This window comes from Vibrio sp. 10N.286.48.C11 (assembly GCF_041469805.1).
In the GTDB taxonomy this organism is placed as follows: Bacteria; Pseudomonadota; Gammaproteobacteria; order Enterobacterales; family Vibrionaceae; genus Vibrio; species Vibrio crassostreae_C.
In genome coordinates, this window is the sequence record NZ_JBFRLK010000029.1 from 1 (window position 1) to 17,025 (window position 17,025).

The 17,025-nt window shown below is 42.6% G+C and carries 8 protein-coding genes and 6 pseudogenes; 6 read left to right on the plus strand and 8 right to left on the minus strand.

The window, feature by feature from the left end; all coding sequences use genetic code 11:
* Window positions 1-447 precede the first annotated feature (447 nt).
* Together AB4209_RS08950 and AB4209_RS08955 are read left to right on the plus strand one after the other, a co-directional pair.
* Window positions 448-693 (plus strand): hypothetical protein, encoded by a 246-nt coding sequence (locus AB4209_RS08950; protein WP_372055600.1) that lies wholly within the window; start codon window positions 448-450, stop codon window positions 691-693.
* Window positions 694-810: 117 nt separating this feature from the next.
* Window positions 811-2,919 (plus strand): hypothetical protein, encoded by a 2,109-nt coding sequence (locus AB4209_RS08955; RefSeq protein ID WP_372055602.1) that lies wholly within the window; start codon window positions 811-813, stop codon window positions 2,917-2,919.
* Between the two features lie 471 nt (window positions 2,920-3,390).
* On the opposite strand, the pseudogene AB4209_RS08960 reads toward AB4209_RS08955, so the two are convergent.
* From AB4209_RS08960 to tnpA, 4 genes and pseudogenes are all read right to left on the minus strand, one after another.
* Window positions 3,391-4,248 (minus strand): annotated as a pseudogene (locus AB4209_RS08960) (hypothetical protein); the annotation flags it as partial.
* A gap of 96 nt (window positions 4,249-4,344) precedes the next feature.
* Window positions 4,345-5,868, minus strand: coding sequence for an IS66 family transposase (gene tnpC, locus AB4209_RS08965; RefSeq protein WP_372055604.1), 1,524 nt, complete (start codon window positions 5,866-5,868; stop codon window positions 4,345-4,347).
* 59 nt (window positions 5,869-5,927) lie between these two features.
* Entirely contained in the window at window positions 5,928-6,281 is a 354-nt protein-coding gene (gene tnpB, locus AB4209_RS08970; RefSeq protein ID WP_372055606.1) for an IS66 family insertion sequence element accessory protein TnpB, read from the minus strand.
* Window positions 6,278-6,598, minus strand: coding sequence for an IS66 family insertion sequence element accessory protein TnpA (tnpA, locus tag AB4209_RS08975; protein ID WP_372055608.1), 321 nt, complete (start codon window positions 6,596-6,598; stop codon window positions 6,278-6,280). Before tnpA ends, tnpB begins: the two co-directional genes overlap by 4 nt.
* A gap of 140 nt (window positions 6,599-6,738) precedes the next feature.
* Here tnpA and AB4209_RS08980 point away from each other — a divergent pair.
* The 3 genes and pseudogenes from AB4209_RS08980 to AB4209_RS08990 all read left to right on the plus strand — a co-directional run.
* Window positions 6,739-7,364, plus strand: a pseudogene (locus AB4209_RS08980) (IS5/IS1182 family transposase); the annotation flags it as partial.
* Window positions 7,365-7,838: 474 nt separating this feature from the next.
* Window positions 7,839-9,773, plus strand: a complete 1,935-nt coding sequence (locus tag AB4209_RS08985) for a hypothetical protein (protein WP_372055610.1) — start codon at window positions 7,839-7,841, stop codon at window positions 9,771-9,773.
* 170 nt (window positions 9,774-9,943) lie between these two features.
* Window positions 9,944-11,066: pseudogene (locus tag AB4209_RS08990) on the plus strand (ISAs1 family transposase).
* A 49-nt stretch (window positions 11,067-11,115) separates the two neighbouring features.
* On the opposite strand, the pseudogene tnpC (AB4209_RS08995) reads toward AB4209_RS08990, so the two are convergent.
* A pseudogene (gene tnpC / locus AB4209_RS08995) lies at window positions 11,116-12,542 on the minus strand (IS66 family transposase).
* A gap of 283 nt (window positions 12,543-12,825) precedes the next feature.
* Window positions 12,826-13,299: pseudogene (locus AB4209_RS09000) on the minus strand (transposase); the annotation flags it as partial.
* 46 nt (window positions 13,300-13,345) lie between these two features.
* On the opposite strand from AB4209_RS09000, the pseudogene AB4209_RS09005 reads away from it, so the two are divergent.
* A pseudogene (locus AB4209_RS09005) lies at window positions 13,346-13,534 on the plus strand (IS66 family transposase); the annotation flags it as partial.
* A 211-nt stretch (window positions 13,535-13,745) separates the two neighbouring features.
* On the opposite strand, the gene AB4209_RS09010 reads toward AB4209_RS09005, so the two are convergent.
* Together AB4209_RS09010 and AB4209_RS09015 are read right to left on the minus strand one after the other, a co-directional pair.
* Window positions 13,746-16,127: an alkaline phosphatase D family protein gene (locus tag AB4209_RS09010; protein WP_372055612.1), complete on the minus strand. Its 2,382-nt coding sequence runs from the start codon at window positions 16,125-16,127 to the stop codon at window positions 13,746-13,748.
* 129 nt (window positions 16,128-16,256) lie between these two features.
* Entirely contained in the window at window positions 16,257-16,538 is a 282-nt protein-coding gene (locus AB4209_RS09015; protein ID WP_372055614.1) for an MFS transporter, read from the minus strand.
* Between the last annotated feature and the right edge of the window lie 487 nt (window positions 16,539-17,025).

Genomic DNA, 17,025 nt, shown 5'->3' on the forward strand with positions numbered 1-17,025 from the left:
TGATTTGATCAACAACGCCATCTCTCAGTGTCAACAGAAACAGCACTATTCATCACTCTCAATTATAGAGGAATAGCTTAAATTGTTTATTTTTAAGAGTATTTACCAAACTAACGGATAGAAAACACCTCTCATAGTTGGCAGTTGTGCGTCAATGTCAATAAATAAGAGCATAGCGAACGACCTTTACCTTTAGGTCATCTTATTCCGATTCTATGAAGTGCCGAGGCATTAAATCCATTTTAAATAATGATAATATTGATTACTGCATCACAGTTCAGTACTCATGTACGGCAATTTTCTGGACCACATTTACATTTGTCTATAGTGTTTGCGTTATTGATTATCCAAAGCGTGGCTTTGGTTAACCTTAGCTTGCTATCAAATAGAAAGTGGTTTCGATGAGTAGAGAAACACAATATGCCTTTTGGATGTGGGAAAGTAGCGATGAAGAAAAAGATAGGTTTATTAAAGACTACGTTTTTTATTTTGGTTATCGCTGTTGTTGTTAATTTTGGTGGAAAAGCGGAACCTCAAAGAAATACTTCAGAAAAGAATATTTTGGATATGGAGGTCGTTGATGAGCGTCTTAACAACAAGTTAGATGCGTACGACATTCCCCCAAACCCAAATAAAGATAGCAACCATGGATTTGGACCAAGTTGTCAATATAGTTGTCACGACCCTATGTAGAGCATTATTAACGTGCTATACAGCAGGTGCAAAGGGTGCAAAGGATGCAATGGATGCAATGGGTAGCTAATTGAATTTTAAGATTAGTTTATCCCAATTTTTAGAGAGAGTAATACAATGATTAAAAAAAATAGTCTGCTTCTTCTTATCGCTACTGCTTTCGGGCTTGCAGGGTGTGGTGGTGATGGTGGTGATACACCAGTTACGCCACCACCAGAGATCGATCCTCCGAACCCGCCAATTTTTACGGGAACTCAAGTCGACATAAACTTTGATATGAAGCATGTAGTAGGTGGAATTGAAACATTTGACCGTCGTAAGTTTATCGGTATCCATGCTTCATTACTTGAAAATGAATGGCATGACGCCAATAATGGTGCATCAAACGATTCTGATGATTTAATTACCGACTTTTTAGATAGCTATGATGTCTATCTTGGCCGAAACACCGGTGCTATTTCTTGGGAGCTTCGCAATGTTGAAGAAGATTCGGCAAAGTCTGGTTTTGTTGATGAGACTTCAATGACTAATCGAGGTGGCGTGACTAAAAACCAATTTCTTACCGGTGCAAATATAAAGTTTGAAAAAGGCCGTCAACATTGGCATCGCTCAACCGATGTGATTATCGCTGCGCAGCAACACCCTTACTGGCCAGATGGAACTAAGATCAAATCATTAGGTGATATCACACCATGGTCATTTTCTCAGGCTGATACTGCTGAAGAACCTTTAGGTACGGCTACTGGTCATTATATGGGCCAATACTTAAAGTCTTTCTTCGATGCATCTTCAACAAGTGCGGATGCAGGTGAACCTAAACCTAGTTTTGTTGAGGTAATGAATGAACCTTTGTACGATTTAGTTGATGACACTGATTTAACTGATGCTGAGAAGTTAGCAAAAACACATAAAATATTCGAATTTCACAACGCGGTTGCCCATGAGGTTCGGAAAGCGAATCGAGAGGCACTTATTGGTGGTTATACGGCTGCATTTCCAAATTTTGAAGAAGATAACTTTCAACGTTGGGAAGATCGAGATAAATCTTTCATCGACATTGCGGGACAGAAAATGGATTTCTTGTCTTTGCACCTATACGATTTTCCAGCTTTTCAAAATTCGCAACGATATCGCCGAGGTGGAAATCTAGAAGCAACACTTGATATGTTAGAGCAATACACATATCAAAAATTTGGTGCGCCTAAACCAATGATTATTTCTGAATATGGAGCTCAAGTCCATACGACGAAAAACAATCCGTGGGAGCGTTCTTCTGACTGGGAAAACGTAGTCTCTTTTAATGCTATGTTGATGAGTTTTATGGAACGTCCGGACCAAATTTTGAAAGCACTACCTTTTATCGTTGTTAAAGGTGAATGGGGGCGACAGGGAGACAACATACCATATGAATCTCGTCTAATGCGACAAGCAGATGAGCCTGCAAGTCCTACCGGTAAGTGGGTTTACAGTGACATGATTTATTTTTATGAATTGTGGAAAGATGTTCAAGGTACAAGAGTTGATACATGGTCTTCAACAGCAGACATTCAGGTTGACGCTTATGTTACTGACTCTAAGGCCTATATTATTTTGAACAGTTTAGATTTTAATAACCATGAACTCGCACTAAATACACTTGGATTAGATGGTAATGTGATAGATAGCGTGAAGATCAAGCACTTCCTGCAGCGTAGTTTTGGCGGCGTTAAGCGAGGTCTTATCGATGAAACAGATTCACTTTCACTCCCCGATACTATTAATTTGAGTGCCAATTCTACAATGGTGTTAGAACTTACTTTTGCTTCTGATGTTGCTATTATCGAAACTAATGAAGAAACTAAGTACTATGCCGATACTTATAAGCAAAGCATTAATGCTAATCAGACAATTACATTCGACATTGATAATGTTCAACTTGGCAATAACGGGGAAGCAGTTCTTCGCATGGGGATCGGTCGCGACTTTGGTAAAACACTACAACCAACGTTGACTCTGAATGGCAAAGTGATCGAAGTACCTGAGGATTTTCGTGGTGATGACCAATATTTGGATGGCAAAGGTCGCAATAGCTTCTTTGGTTTAATTGAAGTTCCTGTTGAACTGGCTGATATTAACGTTAACAACAAGATAGAAGTCAAGTTTAATGATAACGGAGGTTACGTATCATCAATGACTTTACAGGTATTTGATAGTTCTCGTGAGCTAGTAAGGACGAGAACACAGTAAAGTATATCGTTCCCTTTGATTACTGTGCGACTGTATATTATTATCGCACAGTAATCGTTTTAAGGTTGTGCTTACGTTGACTTATCGTCTCAAAGTATTCTGATAGAAAACCAACAATAGTGAACGGCTGTAAGCTATGTTAAATAGCGCCGAAATGTTAACCCTTAATCGTATTCTCTAATGTCTATATCGTCGCATTATCATCGTCGATGTATTGGCATCTTGCATAAATTTTGCGGCAGCAGGAGCTTTCATAAAGCTTGCCATCGATGCTTCAGCATCTTCTAAAGACTCCCAGTGAACGATCACTCGCCAATAACCTTTGTTAGACATACCGGCTTTTCGCGAAATAAAACCAGGTTGTTTTGATACATGACTGTCTTCAACTGCTGTATCAAGAGGCATAAATTGTTCGGCACTTACACCATCTCTTAGATCAAATGTCGCCACTTCGACGACGTAATCAGAAGTGAAGCCAAATTTACCATTGTCATTTTTCCGTTGGTCTTTACTTAGTATGGTTTCTAACGTGTCCCAATGTTCCACGATTTTACCATTTTCAACCCTAAAAAGGTCGTAAAAGGACGTATGTTTTCCCATAAAAGTACCTTCGCTTACCGCCAAAATAAAACTACCCTCACCCAATATTTTATGATTAGTGGAATACACCATAGGGGTGCCTGCTTCGGCTAAGGCTTTCATTGCCTTACTTAGCCCCTCAAGGCCGTCTCCGACCATAGAATTATGTTGTAAGAAACCTTCCGGAGCGCTGTTGACAAACATACCAATTTTGCTCATATCACCTTGAATCAAGATAGTGTCAATAAAATCTGCGACGAGTGCTTTGTTTTCTTGCGTTTGGTCGACATCAATAATTTCTGTCGAGCCGTCTAGCTGAGTGCGTCCACTTGGATTCTTTCCGGTCAATTCTTGTAAGTTATCCCAATGTTCAACGATCAATCCATCCTCAAAGCGAAAAATATCAAACCCCGCTTTGGGACCAAAGAAATTATAATCAGTGTGGAGAAATACATAATCGCCATCTTCTGCTGCTCGTATGACTTTTGCTTTGGCAGAACCTTTCGGCAGAGAACCTAGCACTTTGCCGAAACCTTCTAACCCATCTTCAACGGCAAGATTGTGCTGGATATAGTAAGCGGGATTAATGTAAGCAATAGCGGACTGGTCACCAGTTTCGATACTAGAAACAACGGCGATTGCTTTCTCTTTGTTGGACATCTCTTTGGCTGTAATTGTTCCGGCAGCGAAACTAGAAACGCTTAATGACGTTATAAGAAAAATAACAACCTTCAAAATAAAATGATACATAAAATAGCTCCCTTTGTAATACTGTTTAAATTGTAGCTGAGCTCTTAGATTACGTTGTTTTATTTTATCCGCCCCATGAACCCACGGGGCGACTTGTCAGTGTTTGAAGTTCCAAGGTAGGAGTGCGTTGATATCAGGCTCAGCTTTCGCCAGCTCCTTCATGCACTTGACCATGTAGTCGTAGAGGATAAGACCGTTGGCTTTCGCGGTCTCGACGATGCTGTAAAGCATCGCGCTCGCGTCAGCACCATTTTGAGTAGCCGAGAATAACCAATTCTTTCTGCCAATGACCAGTGGTTTAATTGCGCGCTCAGCACGATTATTGTCGATAGATAAGTGACCATCGTCGATATAACGAATGAGCTTTGACCACTGCCCAAGCGTATATTTTATCGCTTTGCCTAGTGGGCTAGAGCCTATCACCTTCTGGGTTGTCATCCATTGGTAAAACTCATCCAGTATCGGCTTGGCATACGCTTGACGCTCTGCTTTTCGTTCTTCGGCAGATGCACCTTTTAAGCGTGATTCTATTCTGTAGAGTTTTTGGATTTTTGCCAATACCGTATCCGATTGACCAGACTTTCCTTTACCTTGCAGCTTTTTCGCATCCATAAATTTACGGCGAGCGTGGGCCAAACAACCCACGTTGCTCACGGGTAATTTGTCATACGCTGCATAGCCATCCGTTTGAAGATAACCGTGGTAATCACCTAAAAAGGCCATGGGGCATGCCCTCGCACGACAGTTTTGATAGTCGTACAAGACAATGTTTTTAACATTTGGTAGCGCGGCTTCTGGCGAGTCGGCTCCCGAGCAGTATAACCACATGTAACACTGTTTCTCTTCTTTAAGTACATTAAGCGGCGGTTTATCCGCCTGAACCACCACCTGCTCTAGCAGGTGTGTTTTCAAGGCAGCGTAAAGCGGAGCGAATTTCTCACTGACTTGGATAATCCACCTTGCCATGGTGGTTCGTGATAGCTCGATACCAGATTGGGTAAACAGCGACTCTTGTCGATACAGTGGCATTGCATATTGATACTTGCCTAGGATGATATTGGCCAGCAAGCTTTCTGTCGCGAAGCTCTTAGGGATAATGCTTTGCGGCGTTGGCTTTTGAATGATGCGGTTGTTGTCTTTGGTTTGCTCGCACTGGCGGCAAGCATACTTAGGGCGAACATATTCCAACACTTTGAGTACCGCTGGCGTGAACTCAAGTTTCTCGCTGCGGTCTTCACCGATTCTATGCAGGCTATGATTACAGCAAGCGCACTGCTTCTCATGGTCGTCTAAATCAAGTTCGATAATCTCACGAGGTAAGGTCTTTTGAAGTGGCTTGCGTTTACCGCGTTTCTTTGTTGTGGCGGTTGTTACCTGAACCTCTTCTTCCTTAACAGCTTCACATTCCACTTCGTTGAAGAGGTCACCTTGAGATTCATCGTAAGGCTTTAATGCCTCCGAACGTTTCGCGAACTGGCGGTCGAAGGCAAGTTTGAGTTGCTCAAGTAGCGATTGACGCTCTTGTTTCCACTCGCTTTTCTCCGACATCAGTGCTTTCACCATCGCTTGTAGCTCGGCAACACTTTGACTTTCTGGGTTGATATCTGGCGTCTTTTTCATGACATTTATTATACTAAAATCATGCCGTTAACGCTTGGTGGATAAAGCTTTCTTATCGTTTAAGTCATTGTAAAATCGTTTATTCGAACGGGTTTATGGCCGATAATCGTGAAGCCAGAAAGCAGTCTATCAAGCTCGAATTGAGTCAGGGTAAACACATCATTTTTCTCTTTTGTAGGCCACTTGTACTTGGCTTTTTCGAGGCGTTTATACCAGAGGGCGAAGCCTGTTTTATCCCAGTACAATACTTTCATTTTGTCGCGCTGTTTGTTGGTAAACAAGAACAGTGCGCCACTTCCCAAAGGCAAATCGGTGTCACTTTCGATAATCGCAGCGAGGCCGTTGATGGACTTTCTAAAATCGACGCTCTCACGATACAGATAAACCTCTGGGGCGCTCAGCATGCCTTTCATGACAGCGCTCTAATGAGTTCAGCTAGGTAGGTCGCGGGTGTTCCTTGCGGAATACTCAGTTCAATATCATTCACGAGCAGTGTCATGTTGACTGTTGGTATCTGGACTGCCTGATATTTTGTTGTCTTTTCGACGACTTCTGCTTTCACGAAGCGAGCGATTTCGGGTTGCTCTGCTGTTTGTAATTGCTGGCGCTTTGCAAAGAACGTCGACAAACTTACGCCATGTTGTTCACAAAAAACTCGCTGAGTCACGTTGCACTTTTCGTATTGCTCTAGCAAGGTTTGCCATTCTTGGTTGGTACGTCGTTTTGCCATTTCAACTCTCCTTTTTGTTGGAGAGCTGATCATATTATCCGTGCTGGAAGATTAGAATGCGGGGTTTATGATGCGCTTACGTTTTATTTGAGTGCTTGTTGAAATGAATGAGAGCGGAATGGCTTTTTGAGGAATGATCATACCGAATGAGAACGAGTATTCCATAGCGAGATTTGTATCCAGAGTTTGGCGAATAGAATAGTGTCTGTAGGCGTTTTAATCTTTGGTTAAGTAAAGATATTTTGGTCAAATTTTTCAATGGATTATTAAGGATATCAGATTATGGATAGGGCTTCTTAGGTGGTTCTATTGTTCGAGTACATCAATATAGTACAGGTGTAACTACTTAAAGCTAAGAGCAAATATGAAAAAGCCGAGGAGGAAATTGAACGAAAATCTATTTGATATTAGGTCATGGTGGTTTACCGATTTTCTTTGGTTTATCTGAAGGACCACGACACGGCATCGTGCACTCTGAAAGTTTAGTGGTACAACTGAATAACGTTAATATTACTGTTAGTGATAAAGGGTATGGCAGCGAACCTCTCTATTGTTTTGTTCGGGAGCATAGTGGAGAAACGGTCATTGCTAAGCGCAATTATGGACGAGAAAATATGGACATAAGTATCGCCACTTACTCAAAAATGCTTTCGTTAAGATTAATTATTATCTAGTAATTTCAGTTCGATATGACAAGGACGAAAGGCGTTATGCCAACATGCTATCGTTGGTATTTGTGTTAATGTTGTTGCCTATGTATTGCTAAACATGAAACGCACAGTAAAGATCAATACACTCTAGCTGAAAATCTATCATTAAAATATAAAGTTTCTTATCTTTAACAGTTAAAGTTCGATCCTGCCCTAAGAAATAATAGTCACGGTGATTGCCTGTGTAAAAGTATCACAAGATCACAAAAGGGCTTCATTAGTGCTTTGGTTAACAAAAAATGAATTTTGGTTTGCCTTTTTTGCGTTGAGTATATAGATTGGTCTAGTGGTTCTGGAACAGATTCAGGTGTTTGGACCCAAACACTAAAATATTAGTTGGATCAACATAATTTAGCTTATCTAACCGAGCTCTTCTTCTCTCTTGGTGGGGGGGGGATATGATTTTTTCGGTTGGAAAGCTTCATATCTCATCACTAATAAGTTATTGATTTAAAGTGACGGAACTCTGTATCCAATGAATGCTGTTGTATTTTAAACAATGTAAAAATTAAAAATTAAGGACAGATTATATGAAGGTTGCGTCAAAAACACTTTTTATTGCGAATGCTATATTTCTCTCAGGTTACGCTTTTGCCAGTTCCCAGGTGTATGTTGATCTGAATGTTAAGCATGAAGTTGGCGGTATTTCTGAATTTGATCGTAGTAAGTATATCGTAATGCACTCAAAAATAACCGAGCCTGATTGGGAAGGCGAGGATATAAAACTTAGATATTTGCTTGACAATTTGGATGTTTATTTTGGTCGTGATAACGGTACTATGCCTCTACACGCGACCATGGTAGAGCAAGATCCAAATAGACCAGGTTACGCAGACCCGCAGAGTATGGCGGAACTTGGTGAAAGCCACCGTATAAAAAACTATGGTGAAAAACTGGCAAGGCATCACCAATACGATGACCGTTTTGAAGCGATGATTGGTGGCCAAATACACCAGTTTTGGATTGGTGAGCACAAAGGGAAAGGAGGGTGGACGTTTAAGAATACTGATGCGGTCGGCGAATTTATGGGACGATTCCTTAACAATTTTTATCGTGAGGAAGGTGAATTGCCGGCCAAGGGGCACAAACGTCCTAAGTATGTTGAAATTCTGAACGAACCACTCTATGAACTAGTAACCGTGCATGGTAACGACCCAGTAGACACCTTTATTTATCACAATGAAGTGGCAGAATCGTTCCGTAAATACGTCGATGACGATTCTGTTATGATCGGCGGTTACACTACCGCATTCCCATGGTTCGATGATCGAAATTTTAAGCGTTGGGATGAACGCATGAAGTTGTTTATCGACACCAGTGGTGAGTATATGGACTTTATGTCAATTCATCTTTATGACTTTGGTTATTTAGGTCGAGATGGAGGTGAAGTGAACTTCCGTGGTGGTCGAATTGAAGCCACCATGGATATGATGGAGCAATATCAATATCTAAAGTTGGGTGAAGTGAAGCCATTTATGATTTCCGAATATGGCGGTCGTGACCACAAAACAGAGAAAGAGACCTGGTCAGCTAGAAATGACTGGCAGACGATGAAATCGTTTAGTCCTATGATGATTCAGTTTATGGCTAAGCCCGATCAGATACTTAAAGCGATTCCGTTTAGTTTGACAAAGGCAGAATGGCACGGTGAGGAAGGGCGGAATTATCCATGGCGTTTGATGCGTCATAACGATGAGAAGAAGGGAGAGATTGGGAGTCATTATGTTTACACCGATATTATCAAGTTCTACGAATTGTGGTCGGAGGTAAATGGTACGCGTGTCGACACGAAATCAGTTGATAAAGATGTTTTGGTGGATAGTTACGTAGACGGTAAAAAAGCATATGTTGCGGTAAGTAACCTGCTGAACAAACCAGCAGAAGTATCAGTTAACTTAGTTAATGTGCAAGGGGCGGAATTCGAAAGCCTTAAGATAAAGCACCTACATAATGTTGATGGTGATATCACGTTGACAGAGACATCATACAACGAAATGCCTGATAAAATAGCCATCCATCCAGAAGCCTCTATGATTTTTGAGTATGTATTTAAGAATCCAATTGAAATTGAAGAAAAATCGGTAGAGCGCAAGTACTATGCAACAAGTTATCATCAAGCGATCAAGGCGAATGAATCGATTAACTTCAACATCAATGATGTTCAAACAAACGAATTTGGTGCAGCGGTACTTCGAATGAGCTTTGGACGTCAACACCGTAGCTCAAAAGAGCCAATCGTTACATTCAATGGTACTAAGTTAGATCTACCAGTGAAGTATTCTGGTGATGATCAGAAAAATAGGCCTCAGTTTTTCAATATGTTAGAAATTGATGTACCTAATTCACTCTTAAGACAAAATAATAAGATTGCAATTACCTTCCCAGACCAAGGAGGTTTTGTAACTAGTACGACGCTACAAACTTTCGAGTATAGTTCTGATATTCTTAAGCTAGATAAGCGATAATATTATTGGTTTAGTTCAAAGCGAAGGGTTACCTTTGCTTTGAACTTCGTTGCTTTTTAAAGCCTGCTCTACTGCAGGGTGAGATCGTGAACATTTTTCAATCAAAATCACGATCGATTTGACGATCACATTTAGCTGTGATCATATACTCCCTTTTTAGGGAGAGCATGATGCATATTGACCACTTCAAAGAACATTTTCAAACGATTATCGACCAACGCCAAAGTGCAAAAGTCACATACTGCCTGTTTGATGTCCTCTTTGGCTCGCTATGTGCGGTGATTGCTGGCGCGAAAGGCTGGTTTGATATTCGTGAATACATTCTTGGTCATCATGATTGGTTTAAGAGTAATGGACTGTTTTTGAATGGAATTCCCGCTGATGACACAATAGCTCGAATAATCTCTACAATTGAGGCCGAACAGTTTCATGAGTGCTTCATTAAGTGGATGTCGTCAGTACATACTCTTACCGAAGGTCAAGTGATTGCGATAGATGGTAAAACGCTTCGAGGCTCATACAATCGTGAAGACAGGGCGAGCACCATTCATATGATCAGTGCTTATGCATCGTCAAACAAGCTGGTATTAGGACAGCTGAAAACCGAAGAAAAAAAGCAATGAGATTACAGCAATCCCTGAACTGATAAAGATGCTCGATATCAAGGGAGCCTTAATAACCATAGATGCAATGGCCTGTCAGACTAAGATAGCCAAAACCATTGTAGAGCAAGGTGGTGATTACTTGCTTGCAGTAAAGAACAATCAAGGAAAACTCCGACAAGCGATAGAAAAAGCGTTCTCATATCAACGAGCAAATGTGGCAGATAGCCTCTGCCTAGAGCAAGGGCATGGACGTGTAGAGTCACGCCAATGCTATGTTTTTGATAGCACGAAACTTGATGGTGACTTCTCTCGCTGGAAAGGGTTGAAGAGCATTGTAATGGTTGAAAACTTCCGCCTTGAGAAAGGCAAATCTATTGAGCTAGAGTACCGCTATTACATCAGTTCTAAAGCGCTTAGTGCAGAGCAAGCAGCGGTGGCCGTCAGAGAACATTGGGGCATAGAGTCAATGCACTGGGTGCTTGACGTAACCATGAATGAAGATGCGTGCCAGATATACAAAGAGCACGGTGCAGAGAACCTATCATGCCTACGTCATATGAGCTTAAATATGCTCCGAGAAGAGCCAACCAAGCTAAGCATTGTTGGGAAGCAAAAGCGATGCATGATGAATACATCCATGTTAGAGGCGGTATTGAGTGCTGGTTTTAGTCAGGTGGTGAAAAACTAGTAACCGTTCACCAAGGCAGTTTGACTTTTCATGATTGAGAGGATCGATACTACAGATTAAAAACGTTCGGGTACGGTTTCTTCTCAACAACAGAAGTGATGATTTCACTCAGAACTGACATTGCTGATAGGCCGCGCTTTTTGCAGGTTTCGATAAGTGTATGAATACGGCTACGGAATTTATCGCCTGCATCCGAGGTCGTTCCGAAGCTGATTTTCCTTTGAATGACAAAACCTCTAATACATCGCTCAGCTTCATTATTGGTTAAGGGGATTGATGCTTTCTTGAGGAAAACCCACAAGCTTTCCCTATGTTTGAGTAGTAACTTGCATCGCCCCCGATACCGCTTGACCATGACACCTGTCCCTTTGGTCAACCAATGATCGAACGATTTTTGTAGCCTGTGCATTCGCCTTAAATACAGTGAATAATCCAACTCACCTTGCTCATAACGATGTCGAGTATGGAAAATGGTGTTCGTCAGCAAACAAAGATGTTTGCCAATATAAGCGGTGTGGCCACCGCCACTATAATCCGCCATTTGTTGAAGGTTACGCTTAACATGCGCTCAGCATAACTGATGACGGTCTGCGGCTATCCAGTTATAACTTGGGCACTGGTCGCTGACCACGATGTCTGCATACTCTGCATCAATGACCTTTTTCGCTGATGAGGTCGAGCGCGAATACAGTATTTGTTCATAAACAAGTTCATCACTGGCCACCAACCAACACCAACGCAGGCTCGTTTCATCATTTCGGTGATGAGAGGTTTCGTCAGCATGAACCAAAGGTGCTTTCTTTAACGCTTGTTTTATCGCTTGATGCAATGGAGTTAGCATTGAAGCGACTTTCGTTTGCGCTTCACTAATCGCGCCGACCGAAAAAGTTGTGCCAAGCTGTTCTTTGAGCAGTGATTGGATTTTCCGAACACTGAGATGATATTGCCCCGCAAGAACCCCAATGTAACTCAATAAGTTCGGCCCTATAATCCCTTGCGATGCATCTTCATGCTTTTGAGCCTTTACGGTTTCTTTGCAGTGTCGACATTGACCTGAAAATAAACGGTATTCGGTGATATCGACAGTGGGTTTTGGAATATCGAAAACCTGATGGCGATAGTATGGCCCACCTTGGACCTCAATGTTAGATTGAGCACAACAAGGACAAGTTTCAGGGAAACAGTCAATAATGACATCCGTTTTCTTTAACGGTGAGAGTTTTCGTTGATGCCCTGTGTGGCCTTGTTTAGCTCCTCTCGAATTGCGACCACCAGAGCTTTCAGCTTTTTTCGTTCATGGCGATCTTTAGGGTTGTCCGAAGAGGGCGATTTTGAAGAGTTTTTGGAGCTAGTAGTTAGCTTATCTTCATAATGTCGAAGCTGTTCCCACAGCTCATCAATAAGCACTTTAGCCTCATTTAAATCCGAGACTTCAGGTGGTGCTTCTTGGTATTTAGGTGCTTTTTTTCTAGTCATGAAACCATGATGGCTACCTAGAGGGATCACTCAATACCAAAAGTGGGATCAAGTGCGTAAGGTCACACTTTTTATGTCAATAGGGTTTGGTGAACACTTACAAAAACTAGACACTCATGCGCTCACCCTGTGCTCTACTGCCTTTCAGATCCTGTAATTCTGTCGGGGCGAGATCTTACATAATTTGTAGGGTTTAATTGACGAAATATCAAACTGCATGATCAATTTATGAGCGGCTGTATTAAAGGATTAAATATTCTTTATTTTCGACTGAACTAATCCTGATTTTGATTTGAGCAACCTTAGTATCTTTTTTCGCACAGCTTCTAGCTCTAATTAGATCACGCATAGCTTCATGTGTCATGTCGGGAACCCAGACATCAACCAACTCACCAGCTCTTAATAGTCGTGCAAGAGCAAGAGCAAGAGCAAGAGCAAGAGCAACAGCATCTCGATGATCATTTTTAATCTTGTTAGTCGAAATTTTGGGAATTCTAGAGGGTGCCACAACGGTACAATCTATATTCATGCTGAGCAGCAATCGATAGAGGCCAGTAGGTCCTGCTTCGTAGCAGACAAAAATGGAGCCGTGGAGCTTGATCAGCTTCTTCATTAGTCGAATGACGGAGTCTTTCTCTGAAGAAATATTACCATAGAATCGAACTTCCCCTTGCCGCTCTGGGTTTGCAACCGCAACGGCAATAGTGTCCTTGTGTACATCTAGTCCAATGTAAGCAGAATAATTGACGGTTTTCATATTGATGACCTCCAAAAACGCACCATAGGTGAGTCTTAGTATATAAGGACATACCATCTGGTTATTCTCGGCTACTCAAAATGGTGCTGACGCGAGCGCGATGCTTTACAGCATCGTCGAGACCGCGAAAGCCAACGGTCTTATCCTCTACGACTACATGGTCAAGTGCAAGAAGGAGCTGGTGAAAGCTGAGCCTGATATCAACGCACTCCTACCTTGGAACTTCAAACACTGACAAGTCGCCCCGTGGGATCATGGGGCGTTTACTGTCTACTTTCATTCAATTCAATCGTTTTCATTTAGACAACATGTATTGCTGAGCGATAAGCACCTATTTGGCAAATTGGGGCTGGCTAGCCTCACACCTTCCTAGAAAACAAAAAAGCCCATAGGCACTGAAGGAGAGAGTGTGCCTATGGGCTAATGGATAAATTAGGGCTTAAAACTTAGCTAAGGATGTTTTCACCACGGTTTTCTTTTTGCGCGATAGTCACCGGCCATCCTGGGTAGACGTTGTCCAGTGTTAGGTCGCTGATATCGGCCAAGTAACGGATTGCGGTACAGGTGTAAGTCAGCTTCTCGGTATCAAACTCAACGATACCAAAGCCACTGCCTTTCTCATTTGCATGCACGTAACGGTTACCACTTTTACCTACTACAGGGTTAGCAACGGCATACACATAGCTTCTACCACCGAAGGCGTCGGTTGATTCACCAGTGTGCGGCAGTCCATGAGCTGGAGGGTTTTCTCGCTTATAACCTACAGAATCGGGCAGCCAGTATCGCTGCCAGCCGGCGCTAATGGCGGGAACGGCAAAGGCCCAGTTGCTGTCCCGTTGCTTCTCAACACCATATTGAGATAGCGTTGCTAGATGTGTATCACCACAAATATGCAGTGCCATAGATTCACGGATGGCGTCAATGGCACGGTTTCTACCACTGAGTGGCCAGCCATTACCATCAAAGTCGTATTTCAAGTAGTGGTTTGGACCACCGCTATGGGTTGAAAGGCTCGCCCAGGTTGTCTGACTTAATGCGGCTTTAAGTTTTTGCGAATCCCAGTTTTGACTCCACTCGATGAGGAATTTCTCCTGAGTTGGCCCAAGCAATTGCAGATCTTCTCTGTGAAGATCAGGGTTGAAATACAATGGATCTTCGTCTTGCCCCGTGACGCCTACTTCCGCACCCACCTTATCAGGTCCGGTTTTAAATTGGCGGTCTGACAGAATCGCAAAACCAACATCGGCGTAAACCATCTCGCCAAAGTAGGCAGAGATACCGTTGAGTGCCTCTTTTGGCGCCGCATCATAAGGTGCCGGATGGTGTGAGGTGTGAGTCTTGTGCACAACGTTGACAAACCCAGGAGAATGGATAAAGCCAGTCAATACTGAGGCAGTTGGATCGCGCTCAGGGTTTTCCATTGGTACGCCGCCTTCACCCCAGAAGTTACCTTGAAGTACATCGTGATCATCAGGGATACAGATGGTTGGGGCGATACTCATCGCTTCGCGGAAGGCCCAGCCAAACAGGTAGTATTTGCGCAGGTAACACAGGATCGATTTATCTTCTGGCGAGCGAACCAAGCCAAAGCCACCGTGGCTCTCATAAATTTGGTCACCTGAGAAGAACAATATGTCAGGGTTACTGCGCATAACGTTGTTCACTAGTGGCTCATACGGGTACGAGTAATAGTTCTGACAGGTAAACGCAGCCATTTTCAATGGGCGACCCTTGGGCTCGGCTTGAATCACGCCTGGCCACTCATCAGTGGTGTAGCTACCGTCCTTATGTTTCTCTTTATAAACAACTTTGTAGTCAACGGCTTGGTTTGCATCCCATGACTTGATTTCAAAAGTCGCAACCCATGCGACAGGATCAAGTTGCGCGCTTGAGTGTTTCACCCACTTGCCATCTTGTTTTAGGTGCAGCTCTAGCTCTTGAGTATCGTCTTTACCCATCGGGCCAGTAAAGCCAGTTAGTTTAAGGTCGTGGCCTTTATCAGTCTTGTTGACGGTGTACATCGACCATAGTACAGGACCAAAGTGCTGTTCCTGTTTTACGGTAAACGCTGCGCCGCGTACTTGCCAATCACGGAAACGGTAGTTTGAGCCTCTCAGCTTAGCTGGTAGGTCGTAAGAACCAGTCGATGGGATCAAGAAGTTGCTGACAACACCAATATTCCCAAGCAGCTCGTTACTTGCGGCAATATTGGTCAGTTTACCAATCAATTGGCCGCTTTTTACCGAGTAGGCTTCTAATATTAGGGTGATGGCGCCAGCTACTGCCGAGCCAGTCAGCTTAAGAAGGATCTCACCTTCACCCACATCTTCTTTCAAAGTTAGGGTTTTGCTACCAAGGATAAGTTTGTCGCCCTGATAGCCGGCGTTGTAACCATTTTCTTCAAAAAGGTTACTGCGATACTCGTTGATATCGCTCTTAGCACCAATACGTAAGCACGCACCGCCGTCTTGGTCTAACGTGTCGATTCGCTGAGCAATCACCGACATTTCGAAACCACCTTGAGGGTTGGTCACCTGATGAGTTAATAGGTGGACACTGCGGTTTCCCCCCTCTCTAACGGTCTCGACACCGCCATCACGGAGAGTCCAGTCGTCCATTGGGTTAGCCCAATAGTCACCACCAAGCCAGATACGGTCATTGGTGTTACCCCAGCTATCAGAAAAGTCCGCTGGTTTTGCATTTTCTGTTAGCTCTTGTGCATTAGCCAACGATCCTGAGCCGGACAAACCATAGTGAGCAACACCACCGGCCACGATGGTGCCTCCCACTGCTTTTAACATATTTCGTCGTGAAATGTTGTTTTTCATGATTATTACCATTTTATTTAATTAAACTTGTAAAATTCTTCATAGCTAACTTACGGCTAGCTAGAAGGTATCTAATTTGCCACGGCACTTAGTCTTGTGCTTCGCAGCAAGGCTTAAATAGGGTTATGCTCAGGCAGACGCCGTTTGTGTTCTGTCCTTGCAATTTTCCTGAATCTCTCTCAGTTCTTGGGGCTTTTTGTTACCACTTAAAGTGAAGATAGCGAGAATCGTTGCACAGCCGGAAAAAACTCCGCAGTAGATATAACTCATTGGAAAGCTGTAACTATCGTGCATTGTGCCCATAATAGGTGAGGCTATTGCGGTCATGATGTTATTCACAACTTGGAAGCCGAACATATAGGTAAATGAGTTGACTTTCTTATCAAACTGTTCTGCAACGTAACCAATCATCAATTTAGGAAATGCATTTTTGCGTTATACCACTGCTCGCTTACAGATGTAACCAAAAGTATCAAAGAGTAATTTTTGATGGATGTTGGGTTTACAAAAAGCAATTAACTACGAGAAAAATGCGTCTCGACGCACTAAATTTTCTGTCAGCGTCATCATCATAACTGATTAAAGGAAAAGTTAAATGACAGGTTGCTGGAATTGGTTGATATGTCACAAATTTGTGATTGGTCTTAAGGAGGGGGGCGCAAGGGGTGATACTTGTAAAGTATTGATATAAAAGAAATGATTTCGTAATAAATGCAAAAACACACGACAGTTATTTGGCTAACAAGTGAGGGCGCTTCTCATTTACAACCGAGTTCACTGCAAAATAAATTATTGATAAGTATACCCGTGATCATTGAAGATGCTTGATTTTTCCCTAAAGCAGGATCATGCTACGCACCATGAAAATAATACTGACTCCTCAACAGAAACAACAACT